Annotated in this window: 10 protein-coding genes and 1 pseudogene; all 11 read left to right on the plus strand. The window is 46.0% G+C overall.

The genetic code is table 11. The annotated features are described in order from the left end of the window. Nucleotides 1–8 precede the first annotated feature (8 nt). The 11 genes and pseudogenes from AC1HCU_RS06730 to AC1HCU_RS06780 all read left to right on the plus strand — a co-directional run bounded on the left by AC1HCU_RS06730 (nt 9) and on the right by AC1HCU_RS06780 (nt 18,636). A complete protein-coding gene (locus AC1HCU_RS06730; protein WP_480370631.1) occupies nt 9–458 on the plus strand; it encodes a hypothetical protein in 450 nt (149 codons plus the stop codon). Further along, nucleotides 364–2,193: a glycoside hydrolase family 97 protein gene (locus tag AC1HCU_RS06735; protein WP_480371097.1), complete on the plus strand. Its 1,830-nt coding sequence runs from the start codon at nt 364–366 to the stop codon at nt 2,191–2,193. Before AC1HCU_RS06730 ends, AC1HCU_RS06735 begins: the two co-directional genes overlap by 95 nt. A 7-nt stretch (nt 2,194–2,200) precedes the next feature. Then, nucleotides 2,201–4,702 (plus strand): glycosyl hydrolase family 95 catalytic domain-containing protein, encoded by a 2,502-nt coding sequence (locus AC1HCU_RS06740; RefSeq protein ID WP_480370634.1) that lies wholly within the window; start codon nt 2,201–2,203, stop codon nt 4,700–4,702. A gap of 11 nt (nt 4,703–4,713) precedes the next feature. Beyond that, nucleotides 4,714–5,841, plus strand: coding sequence for a glycoside hydrolase family 88/105 protein (locus AC1HCU_RS06745; RefSeq protein WP_480370637.1), 1,128 nt, complete (start codon nt 4,714–4,716; stop codon nt 5,839–5,841). A gap of 203 nt (nt 5,842–6,044) precedes the next feature. Then, nucleotides 6,045–8,018: pseudogene (locus AC1HCU_RS06750) on the plus strand (glycoside hydrolase family 88 protein). A 50-nt stretch (nt 8,019–8,068) separates the two neighbouring features. Further along, nucleotides 8,069–10,930: a glycosyl hydrolase family 28-related protein gene (locus AC1HCU_RS06755; RefSeq protein ID WP_480370640.1), complete on the plus strand. Its 2,862-nt coding sequence runs from the start codon at nt 8,069–8,071 to the stop codon at nt 10,928–10,930. A gap of 42 nt (nt 10,931–10,972) precedes the next feature. Further along, on the plus strand, nt 10,973–12,439 hold the full coding sequence (locus AC1HCU_RS06760) for a DUF362 domain-containing protein (RefSeq protein ID WP_480370643.1): 1,467 nt from the start codon (nt 10,973–10,975) through the stop codon (nt 12,437–12,439). A 26-nt stretch (nt 12,440–12,465) separates the two neighbouring features. Next, entirely contained in the window at nt 12,466–13,812 is a 1,347-nt protein-coding gene (locus AC1HCU_RS06765) for a polysaccharide lyase 6 family protein (protein ID WP_480370646.1), read from the plus strand. 7 nt (nt 13,813–13,819) lie between these two features. Then, nucleotides 13,820–15,193, plus strand: a complete 1,374-nt coding sequence (locus tag AC1HCU_RS06770) for a glycoside hydrolase family 28 protein (RefSeq protein ID WP_480370649.1) — start codon at nt 13,820–13,822, stop codon at nt 15,191–15,193. 108 nt (nt 15,194–15,301) lie between these two features. Then, on the plus strand, nt 15,302–16,471 hold the full coding sequence (locus tag AC1HCU_RS06775; protein ID WP_480370652.1) for an alginate lyase family protein: 1,170 nt from the start codon (nt 15,302–15,304) through the stop codon (nt 16,469–16,471). Nucleotides 16,472–16,500: 29 nt separating this feature from the next. Next, the gene (locus AC1HCU_RS06780; RefSeq protein WP_480370655.1) at nt 16,501–18,636 is read left to right on the plus strand and encodes a glycoside hydrolase family 31 protein; all 2,136 of its coding nucleotides are present in this window, start codon (nt 16,501–16,503) and stop codon (nt 18,634–18,636) included. Nucleotides 18,637–18,658: the final 22 nt, after the last annotated feature.

An 18,658-nucleotide genomic window follows, 5' to 3' on the forward strand; every position in this document is an offset into this window, starting at 1 on the left:
TGTCAATCATGTTATCTGATGCTGTAGTGGTGGGCAAAATGCCGGAAGTTATTGTGAAAGAAGACACCCTTGAATACAATCCTGCCTCATACCGGTTGCAAGGGAATGCTGTTGTTGAAGACTTATTGAAAAGGCTGCCCGGAGTGGAGGTTGATATGAATGGCCAAATCACTGTTGCAGAAAAAGCAATTCGAAGAGTAATGGTTGATGGAGAAGATTTCTTCGGAAATGATCCTACAATGACCACAAGAAATTTAGATATTGACATCAGCAAAAAAGTACTTGATGAAAAAAAAAAAAAATTTAAACCTGTAAAATGTATTAGATATGGGCAAATTTTTATTCAAACCAGCAATTTTATTATTGGTCTGTTTAATCGGAAATGCTTGTTCTTCGAAATCCGACTTTACGGTTCCCTCGCCGGACGGTCAAATTACCGCAATACTGAAATTCGATAAAGAGCAAGGATCAGTCCATTATTCAGTAATAAGTAATGGTCAGGAAGTGGTATCACAAAGCTCGATGGGGATTTCTACCAATCTGGGGGAATTCATATCGGGAATGAAGCTCGAAGGCTCTTCGAAAAAAATAGTGGATGAAACATATCACCTTCCCCAGGGAAAAGTTTCTACCTATCGGAATCATGCGAATGAGCAAACCTTGACTTTCAGTAAAAACGAACAACAATTGAACATTGTATTCCGGGTATATAACGATGGAGTCGCCTATCGCTACGAAATACCGGGTGAAGGCAATATTGAATTCAGCGGTGAAAGCAGTTCCATTAATCTGGCTGATACGAATCTCACTTACTACGGACAAAACCATCCGAACAGGTATGGATATGAAAGTGCGTTGGGTCCGATTGACGGTGAACAGATGTCCAATCCCGTGCTGGCTCACCTGAAGGATAAAAATCATTTTGTGTTGATGGGACAGGCGGCAACCTATGGCAATTATGTACAGACCCACTTTCAACGATCAGCTAACCGGTTCACTTACAGCTATCCGCTGGATCAGGAAAAAATTGGTCCCGTACATTCTACACTACCCTTTCAATCTCCTTGGAGAATGGCCATCATTTCCCCCGAAACCCCCGGGAAAATTGTGGAATCTTATCTGGCTGAAAACTTGAATCCTCCTACCAATCCAGCCTATCTGAATCAGGATGGCACCATGAAAGACTGGGTGAGACCGGGACGTGTCATGTGGGATTTTATTGCCAGGGATGGAGACAAACCCCGTATGTGGATTGATGCGGTTGACGAAATGGGTTGGGAATACTACATGGCTGATGCCGGATTCGCAAACCGCTGGGGTGGAAGCGACTCCGTATTGAACGTCGTTGAATATGCCGACGCAAAGAATGTGGGAGTGATAGGATGGGCACATACCCGTGAATTCGATACTCCTGCCAAAGCCGACTCAACCATGAAGAGATACGCAGACTGGGGACTAAAAGGAGCTAAAATTGACTTTTTCGACAACAATACACTCAGTGATAATCCGCGCGACTGGAGAGACTACGAAGATACACAGCAAAGTTTGCAAATGAGAGACTGGATCTTTCAATTAGGTATCAAATACTCGTTTCTTCTCGAGCTGCACGGAAATACCATTCCAACAGGTGAACGCAGGCAATTTCCGAACCTGATGACGCTCGAAGGAGTAGATGGCATGGAAAGAAGAACAAAACCAGCTGCAAACGATCTTACCATTCCGTACGTCAGAAATGTAATGGGTCCGGTCAGTTATACGGTCATCCACTTTGAACGGTCTCCAGGCACACATGCCTATCAGTTAGCCATGCCCATTGTGTACGAAGCCGGCCTGATGATCTATGCGGAACACGGAAAAAAACTTCTTGACTGGCCAGGAAGAGAGCTGATTAAAGATATCCCTTCAACATGGGATGAGATAAAATATATTGAAGGAATGCCAGCCAGCCATATCGTGATTGCACGCAGAAAAGGCAATGAATGGTATATCGGCGGGATGACAGACGAAGCACGTACCATTGATATCCAACTCAATTTTTTGGATAAGGGAAAAAGATACGATGCTTTCATTTTTAGTGATGAGACGCACACCACAATGAAAAAAGAATTGAAACAGGTCACCAACAACGACAACTTATCATTCAATCTTTTGGAAAGGGGTGGTTTCGCGTTGCGATTAACCCCTAATAAATAAATATACTATGAGATTGAAAAATCTATATGCTTTTGGTCTTATTTTCTATCTTGTGTCTGCAGAAGTTCAAGGTCTGAATAACGAGCAAAGTGAGGTAGATTACCCACTGATAGGTTCTTCCGCCGATTTAGTATACAAAACTCCGGTATCGACAAGTGAGGAAGGACTTCCTATTGGCAACGGAGTGATGGGGACATTGCAATGGACCACCCCAACCTCAATCCGGTATCAGCTGAACAGGACAGATGTATTTGGAAATAATGCCGAAAGCAATAATTTCTATGAGCGACACACGGATTATTGCGGTGGCATAGGGTTTATAGACATCGATTTCCCAAACTATAACGACTTGTTTTCCGGAAATGAATTTATGCAGCACTTGTCATGTTATACAGCCACCATAGCGACCAAAGGAAAGCATGTAAATACCGAGACTTTTGTGTGGAGCGATGAGGATGTGATGGTGATGAATGTGGCATATGATGAATCCTCTCCCGTTGTCGTTCATTTAAGGTCTTTACGACCCTTAATCACGAAAACGGGAGACCATTCTGCCACCTCATCGCTGAAGAATGGAGAGGAAAACACAATCCTGCTCTTGCAAACATTCAAAGAAGAAAACTTTGTTTGCAAGACGGCTGTTGCCGTGAAGATAGTAGGTGTCCCGTCTAAATCGAGATTCGCAAATGAAACGGATATCACTTTAACGACAATCCCGGAAAATGGAAACGATTTTCAGGTATACGTGGCAAGTGTAGCTTCATTCAACGAAGATGCGGATGTGGAGAAGGAGGCGATACAAAAACTTCAAAGAGCAACAGGATTGGGATATGATGCTGTTTTATCGCATCATCAGCAGTGGTGGAAATCATTCTGGGAAAAATCGTTCGTTAAGTTGCACAGCAATGATGGCGTAGCCGACAAAATAATGGAGAACTACACCTATTTCCAATATGTGATGGGATCATCCTCTCGGGGCACATACGCACCAAAATTTAACGGCATGCTCTGGACTACCGGAGGCGATTTGCGGAAATGGGGAAATCTCTTTTGGGGAGCAAACCAGAGTTGCTATTACAACGGATTATTTCCAACAAACCGGATGGAATTGATGAAGCCGTTCTTTGACATGTATTCCCAAATGATGCCATCTCTCGAGCGTGCCGCCGTACAACAATGGGACAGCAAGGGAATCTTCATCCCCGAGACTGTCGGTTTCGACGGCCTGCCTGAGCTACCGGATGAAATTGCAAAGGAGATGCGGGATCTGTATTTGCTGAGAAAGCCTTGGAATGAGCGATCAGACTCCTTCAACAAATATGCAAAAACAAAAATGCCATTCAACAGCCGATGGAACTGGAAGCAGGACGAAGGATGGAAGGATGGCGCCTGGCATTTCTCAGATAAGGGAGGCGGTCCTTTCGGGCATGTCACACATATTTTCTCCCGGGGAGCTAAAATTGCCTATCAATATTGGTTGTATTATGAATATACCCAAGACAAAGCATGGCTTAGAGAAAGAGCATATCCGATGTTAAAGGGGGTAGCAGAGTTTTACCGGAACTTTCCCCATCTGAAAAAGGAGCGTGACGGCAAATATCATATCCGGCATGTAAACGACAATGAGTCGGTATGGGACGGACACAATACGGTGGAAGAGATTTCGTCCATGATGGGAATTTTTCCGGTAGCCATTCATGCTGCCGAGATTTTGAATGTCGATATCGATCTACGTGAACAGTGGAATGAGATCCTGGTGAATCTGTCACCACTGCCTTTAAGCAATGCGCATCACGAATTAAACGGAAAACCGGTTACATTTGTCCGGTCACTCCTCCCGGTATTGAAAGGCCCAGCCTCACGCGTTCCCGATCCCAATACCATGCCTGTCTGGTTTTTCGATTTATACACGTTAGCATCTACAGACCAGGATATGATGCAAATAGCCCAAAATACATTTGATGCCTATTTTCCTACCGGGATAAATAAGGATTCTCCCGTATATGTCCTCTCAAAGCTTCCTGTCGTGGGGGCCCAACTCGGACGGGCAGACGCAGTCAGATATCTGGTTCCCAATCAGATTGAAACCCGGGAAACAGAGATTATGAGAAACCGGATGGATCTGCGCGAAGGCTTCCAAACCACGGGCGTTCAACGCTTGGGTCGTGCAGCCGACGCTCTTCATCATGCCTTGTGTCAAAGCATTCCGCCCTCACCCGGAAAGGAGACGGTGATTCATCTGTTTCCTGCCTGGCCCAAAGAATGGAATGCACATTTCAGTCTTTTAGCCCGAGGCAACTTCCTCGTATCATCCAAAATGGAAAACGGGATAATCGAGTTTGTGGAAGTTAAATCGAACTCGGGCTTACAATGCAACTTACGCAATCCTTGGGAAAAAGGAAAAGTATCTGTCTATAAAAATGGCAGAAAAGTTTTCGATACAAGCAACAGGCATATCTCCGTTCCCACAAAACCGGGAGATCTGCTGCTTTTTGTAAATAACCAATAAATTATATCGAAATGAAGAAAATAGTATTGTTGTTGATTTTAATATATCCATGCTGTATCTTTTCTCAGGATATAGCGACGAGCAAATGGACAGGGAGCAATAACCCTGAAAAAATAGGATTGCTTGTTTCAAATCGTTTTGTAGAGAGTCCCCACAATAGCTTTCGCCCTCCCACTCCACCAAAATCAATCACTTATCCCGAAGTGTGTGCCTGGTACGGTGCATTGCGATTTGCAAAAGTAACCAATAACAATGCGTTGTTAAATCAGCTCGACGACCGGTTTAAGCATTTGATAAACAACGAAAGTCACTTGATACCGAAACCGGCCCATGTGGACAATACAGTTTTTGGCGCAGTCCCTTTCGAACTTTTCATGCAAACCAAAGAAAAAAAGTACCTGGATCTTGCCCTTCAGATTGCAGATGCCCAGTGGAAAATGCCGGAGAATGTAACTCCCGACCAAGCAGCAGGTTATAAAACGCTGTTGGATAACAACCTTACATGGCAGACACGCTACTGGATAGACGATATGTTTATGATTACCATGGTGCAGACACAAGCCTACCGGGCAACGGCCGACAGGAAATATATCGACAGGACTGCTTATGAGATGTATGTGTATCTCGATACCCTGCAGCAGGCTAACGGCTTGTTTTATCATTCTCCCGATGCCCCATATTTCTGGGGACGCGGAAATGGCTGGATGGCTGCGGGAATGACTGAGCTGCTTATCTCGCTGCCCCTGGATAATAAATACAGAACACCCATTCTGGCATCTTATTTGAGAATGATGGAAAGTTTGAAAAAATATCAGAAACCATCCGGTCTTTGGGGGCAACTCATCGATGACAAGGAGGCATGGGACGAAACCTCCGGATCGGCCATGTTTACCTATGCAATGATTGTGGGCCTAAAACGGGGTTGGCTGAACAAGGAAAAATACATGCCTGTCATTGAAAAAGCCTGGCCTGCCTTAGTAAAACATATTAACTCTGATGGAGACATTGATGAAGTATGCGAAGGGACAAATCGCAAAAATGACCGTCAATACTATCTCGACAGACTACGAAAAGTGGGAGATATGCACGGGCAGGCACCCGTTTTATGGTGTGCCGCTGCTCTTTTAGAGAAGCCATAATCAAAAGGAAGATCGAAATGAAAAGAAAAAAAATCATACTCTGCATACTCTTTTTACTGTTGGTGCTACCATTTACAGTAAAGTCACAACAATACGAAAGCATCAAAGACTATCTTTCTCCAGCGGTTATGAATGGCGGCTTTTCCATGGATGATTACATACTCTGGTGCCCCACGGTGATAGAAGTGGATGGTACGTACCATATGTTTGTTTCTCGCTGGCCGGTAAAATACGGACTGGGGGGATGGACCAAATATTCGGAATGCGTCAGGGCGACTTCCCAAAATTTATACGGACCTTATGAATTTCAGGAAGTTGTTTTACAAAAGAGACCCGATGCATGGGACAATTCCCGCGTTCACAACGTGAAAATCGTAAGGACAAAAGATAAATTTGTGCTCTACTACATCAACTCGGCCAACCAGATCGGGTATGCTGAAGCCGATAAAATAACTGGTCCGTGGACGAGAGTGGATGAACCGATTCTCCGTTTCAGTAATCCTGCACCGCTTGTCCGAGAAGATGGAAGCGTTTATATTTTTGGCCGTCTGCGCGATGCGGATGACAAGAACAGGGGGTTGGCCGCTGTTGCCCCCTCTTATAAAGGTCCCTATTCGCTGGTTGAAGAAGGGAAAAATCTTCTTCCCAACGACTATGAACTGGAAGATCCTACAATTTGGTGGGCAAACAATCAGTACAACATTATCTGCAACGACTGGAAAGCAAAAGCCACAGGGGTAACCAAAGGTGGGGCACAATATTACTCAAAAGACGGCGTGACCTATCACCTGGTGTCGCAAAAGCCGATCTTCAACCGAAATGAACCGGTAGTTTATGATGACGGATCAACGGAGAAATTTGCAAGAATTGAACGTCCCTTTGTCTTTACAAACGAAAAAAATGAGGTAATTGCCCTTTTCACGGCCAATCTCTACTCCGATTCATTGGGGGGAAGAGCCAAAATTGTGGTTCATCCGGTAAATAATTACTATCCTAAAGAGATAGCTGCCAAAGCACGGCGTGGCACATCACAGGGATTACCCGATGCACGCCTGCCTTATACGCCCGGCAAACCCGTAAAGTATTGGTCATTGGCCACAGCAGCCTCGATCATGGCACGTTATCCCGATTATCGCGAAGCATACTGGAAACCCTGGTCGTATGTACAGGGTTATATATTCTATGGTTTTGAGATGCTGTACCGTTACACCGGAGATGCCCGATACATGGATTTCATAAAGAAATATGTCGACCACTTTGTGGATGAGCAGGGCAACTTCCATGGGGATAAACTCACCAACCTGGATAATATCATGACGGGTAACAGCATCGTAGGCCTGTATGAATACACAAAGGAGATTCGTTATAAAACCGCTGCAGATCAGTTCAGAAAGGCATTTGACACCTACCCGAGGAGTTACGACGGTCAGTTCTGGCATGGGGATAAGTCTCCCAATATGTGGATCGATGGCGTCTTCATGGGACAAATGTTTTTAATCAGATATGGAAAATCAATCGGCGACACCGGCTATTGTTTCGATGAAGCTGCCCGCCAGGTGCTGGTCTGCGCAAAGCATTTACGAAAAGAAAACTCCGGCCTGTACCTGCACGCCTAGACCGAAAAACCGGAGTCGGTGAAATGGGCAGACCCCAAAACCGGACTCTCACCCGAGGTATGGAGTGAAGGGATGGGCTGGTTTGCTTTGGTCGTAGCCGAATTACTGGCAGAAATGCCCCAAACTCATCCGAAATACAATGAAATTAAAAACATATACCTGGAGATGGCGGCGGATCTGAAAAAGCAGCAGGATAAAAAAACAGGCGGCTGGTATATGATTGTGGACAAAGGCAACCATCCGGACAACTGGATTGACCCGTCGGGTACCGGAATGTTTTTGTATGCTCTGCAAAAAGGGATCGAATTGAATCTCATTTCTCACAGAGAATACAATCCCGTTGTGAAAAAAGCATACAAATGTCTGATTTCGTTTGCCAAAATCAACGAAAGAGGATTGGTGGACATTGAAGGAGGGGGCGACGGGATTTCCGTGAAACCGGATTATGAGACCTATGTACACTATAACAGAATGACAAACGCAAAGGAGACCGTCGGCGCCTTCCTGTGGGGAACCACGATCATGGAGAAGCCGAAAAAAGAACCAGGAAACAAGATTTAAAACGCAAGACATCAGAAATAATCAATATAAAAATAAATAATTATCCTGATATGAGAACTTTCCCATTTATATTACCCCTGTGCATCTTTATTATCATAAATACAGAGGCAATATTGGCGAAAAATACCGGTAAGCCTTTCTTCGGTGCGCTTTTGCCAGAGAAACATGTTTATCATGAAACACCCGATTCACTTATTCTCATTACGGGCCTGACCCAAGAGTTTACAGTAGATACGCCCGAAAACGAGGGAATAACCACTACGGCCTTCCGAGTAGAGCAGCTGTTGAAAGCAGTGGATAGTGATGCGGAATTCATGTATGCAGTCTTTCACCCGTCGGGAAGGAAAAAGACAGATGGATCTTTTGAACCGGGCGATTACATTGAAAAAGTGAATAGAATAACGGGGAAAAAGCAGACACGGAAAGTCGGGTTACAGCGTGCTGCCCTCAGGGGTAAGCTCTTATTGGAAATGTCCCGGATGACAGTGGGTAGCAAAAACGATATTATACTGAATTTCCATGCCGGCCAACGTTCGCCGATGACGGAAGTGGTTATCACCATTCCCGAAGGGATACGCATAACCCCGGAAAATACGTATATCAATGTGATCGGCCGCGGTGAAGTATTACTGAAAGATCTGCCCAACCAGTCCATTGGTCGTACGGGTACGAATTATTCCTATCGCCAGGTAGGGCGCGTGGCAATCAATGAGAATGGAACCAGCGGACAACAGCTGATCATCTCAAATCTCGACTTCAGGCCGGCAAACGGAGCCGACTTAGTTATCCGCATTCAAAATCCGGGTATACAAAAAACGGGACAGTATCTTTTCTCGTCGCGCTACAAAACTTCAGCTCCTGAAAGTTGCACAAGTCCCGGTGGAGGGATGGAAAACGCGACGTTGACGGTAGTCAATGAAATCAGCGACTTTGTCAGAATCATGCCACGACCAAAAAAATATGAGAAAGCGGTACTCACAACAACCGAATTTTCATGGACGCCGGCCAAAAATGCTTCCAGGGTCAATTTATTACAATCGACTGATAAGGGAAAAAGCTGGCAAAAAGCCAACGCGATCATTGATCCATCAAGTGATAAGGCAACAATCAGCGACCTGACCCCTAACCAGCTGTATGCATTCAGGCTTGAAGTCAAAGATGGATCAAACCGGGGAAGTTCCAACATTGCCTGGCATTATTCGGGCATGCTGGATGTGAAAACGATGGGCGCAACGGGAGAGGGAAAAACCGACGACACGGAAAAAATCAACGAAGCCCTGGCCTTCATGAATGAGATTGGGGGCGGCATCGTACTATTTTCAGGAGGACAATACAACGTACGGACTCTGCACCTGCAAAGCAACGTCTGGCTCTACATCGACAGGGACGCTACCATTCAGGCCATTGAAGGTAGCGACGAACCGGAAGCTACCTGGTTCAGCGATCTTGCCTATCGTTCGGGATTATCACCCACCGATCCGAAGCCCTATCAGGATCCCGAAAATTATCTGACCAAACAGGATGTGGGACACACCTACTTCCGGAACGCGATGTTCTTTGCCGAAAGAGCAGACAACATCAAAATCATCGGCAACGGATACATTACCGGAAACGGGGTGTTGGCAACTTCCGACCGTGTGATGAACAATGCACCCGGCAGAAGGGCAGACAAGATGTTCGCTTTTAAATTGTGCACCAACATCGAGATTGGCGGACTTGACAACGGAAAGGATCTGTGGTACGACCCTGAAAAAGACCTGCCTTACTATATCAACGGCAACGGACACGACGACGGCAATATGCTGCAAATAGACAGAGGGGGACATTTTGTACTTCTGGCTACGGGAACAGATCAAATCTATGTACATGATACTTACTTTGCAAAAAAGAACAGTACCAACGCGCGTGACATTTACGACTTTATGGCTTGCAATAACGTAACGGTAACCAATATTTACTCAAAAGTCAGTTCCGATGACATTGTGAAGTTGGGATCGGATTGCGCTTTGGGATTCACACGACCCGTAAAAAACTACATGGTGCGAAATATCATCGGCGATACCAACTGCAACTTGTTTCAAATCGGCTCCGAAACTGCTGACGATATCCAGGATGTATATGTGGACAATATCTATGTGCTGGGATCCAACAAGGCAGGCTTCTCCATCTCTACAAACGATGGGGCCCACATAAAAAACATACACCTGAATAGCGGACGTACCGGAAGCATCCACTCCCGTTCGGTGATGCAACGTACAAGGGCGCCTTTCTTTATTTCCATTTCAAACAGAGCGCGCATCATCGGTGCAAATGTGGAGAAGTTCTCATTCAATGAGCATGGAACGACGCGCAGCGAACTGCTGGCGACAAACGTGAATATCGGAAGAGTGGAGAACGTCACCATCCACGGTGTGGACATTTCGGAGGTATACGGCGGAAGCTCTTTCCGTGGGGACAGATGGAAAGCGTACGACGGCTCTCAAAATAAAGCGACGGCTATTATCGCGGGGTACAAGCTACCCGACGATGCCGATGTGGAAGGAGGTCTCACCTTCAGGTTGCCAAACGGGCAACATACCGGGTACATCGAAAACATTCGCTTCAGCGACGTGAACATGACGGTAAAGGGAGGGCACACTGCAGCCGACGCCGGATTGATCCCCCCGGAATTGGGTGTGGGGCGTTACAACGTGTCCGACTTCCGGATACAACCCTCCTACGGCTTTTGGATACGCCATGCCAAAGGGCTGACGATGAAAGATTGTGTGATCAGGACGGAAGAGGCCGATGGCCGGTATGCCGTGGTTCTGGATGATGTGCACAATGCCGGAATTACCGGATTAGAAGTCAAAAACGAAGGAATTACCGGAGAAAAGATAAAAACTATTCGTTGTTCCGGTATTGGTTATTGATATACATATTGGTTCAGAGTTGAAAGAAAATAAAATACACCTATGACAAACAGGAGAGACTTTATAAAGAAAACGGGCATGGGGCTTTTGGCATCAGCCGTGCCTTCGAGGATCCTGTCGGCAACAGGTTCATTCGCCATGCAACAGGAACCAGCCAAACCGACAACAGCGTATAACTGGAAGCCGGATGCTATAAATAAACCTGTTGGCGTGGCGCAGGGTATCTACCCGGGGCGGGTAGCCTGGGCACATGCTCCTGGGGCTGCGCATTGGGATGGTAATTGGCAATCGATGGAGAGTCCCTGGTGGCTCGACAAAAATACTGATCAACAACGTGTAACAACCATGGTGGCCGAGGTCATCATGCAATTGAGCGGAAGGAAGGAGTTCGATCAGGCTTGGAGAGCTATTTTTGAACATCACAATCAGGCTATGGGACGGGCGAAACGGGGTTATCAGAAAGGCGAGATTGTAGCAGTAAAAATCAATATGAACTCTACCAACCGCCCCGAACGCACCAACAATTACACCGATGTGGCTCCACAAACCGTATATGCTGTGATAGAGCAGTTGGTAAAATACGCCGGCGTGCCGGAAAACCGGATATTGGTATACGATGGGAAACGATATGTTTATAATGCCTTGACACGGAAGGTATGGAACGATTTCAAGGATGTACGTTTCATGCAGGAGAAAGAGTTCACCGACGACCAGAAACACCCGGTGTACGTCGACCATAGCCGTTTTGAAATGCCCCATTGGGTAAAAGCGATACAATATTCTAACGGTGTTGATTACGAAAAGGCTTCCCGGATACCCAAACAAGTGCTGGAAGCAACGTACATCATTAATCTTGCCATGCTGAAATGCCACTCATATCCCTATTCGAATATGGAAAAGGGCGATGAAGGACAAACAGCAGTAACCATGATCGGCAAGAATCATTTCGGCTCGATACTTGGCCCTTCAGAGTTGCACGGGGTAATGAATACCAACCGCGAAGCCAAACCCAAGACCTATTCACCACTGGTTGACCTTGCAGCATCACCTGCCCTTGGCAGGAAAACCATACTTTATATGTTAGACGGGCTCTATTGCGCCCGAAAACACTCTTCGTACGCCATGCATTTTCCGAATGCACCGTTTTTCAATCAAATTTACCCATACGCCAATCCAGAATGGCCATCGTGTATCTTAGCCTCAATGGATGGTGTGGCGCTCGACTCCGTGGGATTGGACATCCTCTATTCGCAGACCAGGAATAACATCGATGTGGATAACCAGAACCGTCCGTGGATGCTGATCCGGGAAAATGCCGACGACTATCTTCACGAAATGGCGGAAGCGGAAAACCCGCCTTCGGGTACAAAATACATGCAGGAAGGGAAACAAGTATCCAGCCTTGGGGTACACGAACACTGGGATAGTGACGAATCCCGTCGTTATTCACGTAATCTCGACCCCAAAAACGGGAAAGGCATCGAGTTGATATATAAAAAAATAATTTAAAGAAACATTCACACAGAGACAAGATTATGAAAATACAATATTGGATTGCCATCGGCTTAATATTTGTTGGATCCTTGCAACTTGTACAGGCGAAAGTATATCCTGTGGCAACCCTGGAAGAATTTAACAAAGCAGTACCCACTCTGGCCCCGGGAGATGAGGTTGTCTTAAAAAACGGCATCTGGAGAGATGCGGAGTTTCAGTTCTTTGGCAAAGGGTCACCGGAGGCTCCCATTACGTTAAGAGCGGGGACTCCTGGAAAAGTCACCATCGAAGGGAAGTCAAATCTGAAATTGAGCGGAGAATATCTTCGTGTGGTGGGGCTAATTTTCAGAAATGGCTACACCCCTTCAGGTAGTGTGATTGAATTCAGGAACAAAAACGAAGTGGCAAATCACTGCATTATTTCAAATTGTGTAATAGAAGACTTCAGTAACCCGGATAAAAGCAAAAACGACTTTTGGATACAAATAAACGGTAAAAGCAACAGGGTTGAATATTGCTCCCTTACGGGAAAGACCAACAAAGGGATGACGCTCACGGTGAGACTGGATTCGTTGACAAGTACAGAAACCAATCATCATATCTATCGCAACTATTTTGGTAAAAGGGAACCGCTGGGCGAGAACGGCGGAGAAACTATTCAGATAGGGCTTTCCCAGACTTCCCACCTGAACGGATGGACAAAAGTGGAGGAAAATTTCTTTGAACAGTGCGACGGGGAATTGGAAATCATATCGGTCAAATCGTGTGAAAACATGATTATCAACAATGTATTTAAAGAATGCAAGGGGATGCTCACGCTAAGGCATGGACACCGGAACATCGTCTATGGGAACATTTTCCTGGGAAATGGCGTCGATGGAACGGGAGGTGTACGCGTGATCAACGAGAACCAGAAAGTGTTCAATAACTTCTTTTCCGGATTACGGGGAAAGGGGGTTGGCAGTGCCCTGGTTTTGGTAAACGGCATCCCCAACGCGCAACCAAAGGAGTACGATCAGGTAAAAAATGCGGTGATCTTCAACAACACCTTTTACGACTGTTCGATTCCCTTTCAGTTCGGACACGGAAACGGTCCCAACCGCAACATGCGTCCACTGAATACAGTTATTGCAAATAACCTTGTGTATTGCACAAACGAAGAGAGTTTAATCCAGGCTTACGACAAAACAGACGGTATCTTACTGGAAAACAATCTCATGATTAACAGAAATGGAAGAATGGAAGGTAACAATATGTCCCAAGGTGAGGTTACACTTGTAAAAAAAGAGGGTTTGACTGTCCCGGTATCTCAATCCGCGGGAACGATACCAAACGAAGCTCTCCTCGATAAAAGCAAGTATGGCCCGGCATGGTGGCACAAAAAATAAAAATCGCATGAAAGAAAAAATTTTAATTATTTCAATCTTATTTGTTTTCTGTAGTGGATTGGCTATAGGAAAAGATTTTAACGTGAAGCACTTTGGTGCCAGGGGAAATGGGAAAACAATGGATTCCCCCGCTATTCAAAAGGCAATAGACAGATGCTCCGAAAGTGGCGGAGGAAAAGTTACTGTTCCCCCGGGAACCTATCTTTGCGCAACCATCGTACTGAAAGACAACGTGACACTTTCCGTTCAAAAAGATGCGCTCTTACTGGGAACGACGGATATAAACGCCTATAAAAACCTGGACCCGTTTACCGAGGGGTTGGGTATTGAAGTCGGCTCAGCTTTCATCGTTGCCATCGACGCAAAGAACGTCGGACTCGAAGGAGAAGGGGTGATCGACGGACAAGGATCCGCCCTGAAAGCAAGACATATTGAAACCGATACAAGGCCCGAAGGACAGCGATGGGGCCTAAGACCATTTTTACTGCGCATTGTCCGTTGCGACGGAGTGAACATAAAGGACATTACCCTCAAGTATGCCGGGGCATGGACATCTCACTATTTCCAGAGCAAAAACATTGCGATTGACAACGTCAAAATAGAAAGTGTGGGCGTAGCCCATAACGATGGAATCAATATCGACGGCTGTCAGGAGGTCACCATTTCAAATTGCGATATCGTGAGCGGTGACGATGCGCTTTGTTTCAAATCCACATCGTCAAAAATGCCCTGTAAAAACATTGTTGTCGACAATATGCGCTTAAAAAGCAATCAGGCGGGGATCAAGATGGGCACCGAATCGATGTCCGGTTTTGAAAATATAAAGATTAGCAATTGTCATATCTACGACACCCGAAACGGTGGAATCAAGCTTTTCACGGTCGACGGCGCGAAGCTGAGGGACGTCACCATTGAAAACATCACCATGGAGAATGTACGCACCCCCATGATGTTCCGACTTGGAGCCCGGCTGAATGTTTTCAGAAAAAATGAGGATCTACAACAACCCATCGGCTTGTTCGAACGCGTACAGGTCAGAAATGTAAAAGCGGTTGCAGACGATAATTTACAATTAAATCCTCCTACCGGAATACTGATCACCGGTATCCCGGGCCATTACATTACCGACCTGACATTGGAAAATATTGAGATCACCTTATTGGGCACAGGTACCGAAGAGCATGCGAAACGCGTTGTGCAGGAAGCGATTTCAGAATATCCGGAGGTGAAAACATTTGGTCCCTATATTCCTGCCTACGGCGTATGGGCACGTCATGTAAAGAACCTGGTGCTTAGAAACGTCACGTTCCATTTGAAAAATCCCGATTCTCGACCGGAGTTTATCTTTGATGATGCGGAGAAAGTGGAAATATACAGATAATCTACTGACAAAGAATGATTATTTTCGTTATGCAACAGGAGAAGAAGTCAGAGTTGGCTGAATTATCTCGTTTGAGCAAACATAAAAAAACAAATTAATATATTAACAATGAGAACTTTTTTTACATTATTGGTCCTGACTGGCACGCTCCTTTTCCTGGAGTCTTGTTCCACGGGAGATCCGGTGACAAAGATTATACAGGGTCAATTAAAAGATGAGATACTGAAAAGAGCGGAAAATAATCTGAACGAACAACCCCTCACCGTGACCGCTTATCGGAGCGAGAGAAGCGCCGGGGGAGTACATGATTTCTTTTCGGAAGGCGATTACTGGTGGCCGGACTCACTCAATCCGGAGGGTCCCTACGTACAACGCGACGGACAAACAAATCCCGATAATTTCGTTGCACACCGGCATGCGATGATCCGCTTCAGTACACTGGTCGGCAACCTTACGTCGGCCTATCTGCTGACAAAAGACCGGAAATACATTGATGCCGCGCTGGTACATATCCGGGCGTGGTTTATCAACGAAGAGACAAAGATGAATCCGAACCTGCTCTATGCACAGGCAATCATGGGCATCACCACGGGACGTGGAATTGGAATCATTGACACCATTCACCTGATTGAGGTGGTGCAGTCGTTAATTCAAATGGAGAAGCACGGGTTATTGTCCGGGGAGGATATGGAAGGAACCAAACAATGGCTTTCGGAATACCTGACGTGGCTAACAACGCATCCAAATGGAATCGCCGAGATGAATGCTCAAAATAACCACGGCACATGCTGGGTGATGCAGGCTGCCATCTTTGCAAAATATACCGGCAACAACGATCTGTTGCAATTTTGTTCGGACCGGTACAAGACCGTTCTTCTGCCGGATCAGATGGCTGCAGACGGAAGTTTTCCACGCGAATTGCGCAGGACCAAACCCTATGGATATTCGCTCTTCAATCTCGATGCAATGGCTACAGTATGTCGGATACTATCGACAGAAGAGGATAACCTGTGGACATATACCACACCGGACGGAAAAAATATGCAGAAAGGAATTGATTTTATGTTGCCATTTGTCACCGACAAATCTTCGTGGAAGTATCAACCCGATGTAATGTATTGGGACGAGTGGCCTGTCGCACAGCCCTTTCTGGTCTTTGGAGCAGTCGGATTAAAGAATAAAACATATCTTGAGGTATGGAAAACACTCGACCATTTCCCGGTAAACGACGAAGTAATCCGCAACCTGCCGATACGAAATCCAATCATATGGCTTTAATACTCACATTATAATCAACATATAAACACATGAGAAAAATATTTTTAAGTACTTCGTTATTTTTTGTCGCACTGTTCCTTTCAGCGCAAATAAACTGGCAACAGGTTGAGCCGGGTGTCTGGAAAGGGATTGTCGGAACACCCGAAGCATATTCATTACTGAGTGTTGCAGATGTTTCACCTCAGTCCGGGGCGTTGAAAAAAATGCCTGTCGCAGACTTTCCCGCTCTTGGGAATGAAGTCGTGGGAGCAATATCGGATGGTAAGACATCGTTGAGAATCCCCCTGGTGAAAGGAGAACAACTGTATGGCTTTGGGTTGAATTTCCAGACAGTGCATCAACGGGGAAAAATTCTGAACCTGCATGTGGATCATTACGGAGGAAAGGATAATGGGCGAACACATGCACCGGTTCCTTTCTACGTTTCCAGCCAAGGATATGGTGTATTAATAAACTCTGCCCGTTATTTAACGGTTTACGCAGGAAGTGGCGTACGGAAAGATAGTCCCAATGCACCGGTGGCACAAGACAGGAACACCGATAAAAACTGGTCGTCACGCCCCTACTCCGATGCTGTGGAGATCCTGGTCCCTGCCGCGGGCGTGGAAATATACCTGTTTGCAGGCCCTACCACGATGGATGCAATCCGCAGGTATAATCTGTATTGCGGCGGAGGAGCATTACCTCCGCGCTGGGGATTAGGGTTTACCCAGCGTACGCAAAGACTTTATACCGATGAGCAGGTGAAGGAAGAGGTGGCACTGTTTGAAGAAAAAGGGTTCCCGTTGGATTACATCGGCCTGGAACCCGGATGGCAGAGCAAAGCCTACCCCTGCTCCTTTGAATGGGACAAAGGAAGGTACCCCGATCCGGCAGGATTTGTAAAAGAGATGGAAGAGAAGGGTGTGCGCATCAATTTATGGACCAATCCCTACATCTCTCCGGCTTCCGGTATTTACAAGGAGATGGCCCCGCTAAGTGGCTCTCACACAGTTTGGAACGGAATTGTACCCGACTTTACCTTGGAGAGGGCACAGAAAATATGGACTGAAAAACTGAAAAAAGAGCATCTCTCCATCGGTGTCAGCGGGTATAAAATTGATGAAGTAGATGGCTACGATCACTATCTGTGGCCGGATGTCGCCACCTTTCCTTCCGGGTTAAGTGCGGAGCAGATGCGTCAGACCTATGGTTTATGGGTTCAGAAAATCACTGCCGACATGTATAAAGATCAAAATGTAAGGACATTCGGCTTGGTGAGAGCCTCCAATGCCGGGGGAAATGCTTTGCCCTATGTCATTTACAACGATTATTACAGCCACGAAGACTTTATCACGGCATTGATCAACAGTGGATTTAGCGGTGTGCTGTGGACACCGGAAGTCAGGGGTTCCAAAACCGGGGAAGAGTGGTTAAGACGGTTCCAGTCTGTCGTATTTTCACCCATGGCCATGATCAATGCCTGGTCCAGCGGAACAAAGCCATGGTCTTTTCCCGAGGTAAGCGAAAGTGTGAAAGAATATGCCCTTCTGCGGATGCAGATGATGCCCTATTGGTACTCCGAATTTGCCAAGTACCGTTTTGAAGGAACACCCCCTTTCAGGGCCATGAATCTGGAACCGGGTTTCAATGTGAAGGTGACCGAGGAAATTATATCGCAGAATCTGGAAGATAATCCCTACCTGGAGGCTGTAAACAGAGAAGTAAAAGATCAGTACATGGCCGGGGAATACCTCCTGGTAGCTCCCATGTTCGTGGGTCAGGAATCACGCAAGGTAATCCTCCCAAAAGGGAACTGGTATGATTTCTATACGGGAGAATATGCCGGGAATGGAGAAGTAATCACCGTGAAACCCGGGTTGGAGAAAATACCGGTATACGTGAAAGATGGCGGGATCATACCCATGATGGCTCCCCTGCTGCATGCGCCCAAAGCGAATGATATAGTGGATCTTGAAGTCCGTCATTATGGAACAAAACCAAACAGCTATTTGCTTTACGACGACGATGGCGAAACATTTGATTATGAGAAGGGAGCATATTCCTGGCGAACGTTGACCGTGAAAACCGATAAAAAGAACGGGCTGATTGGAGAAATCTCCAAAGCAGAAAAAAACAAGCCCAACACAATCGGCAAAGTAACGTGGAGATTCATGACAAAATAGAAACAGCTAATCAGAAAAAAGA

This window comes from Proteiniphilum sp. LBM24028 (genome assembly GCF_056629195.1).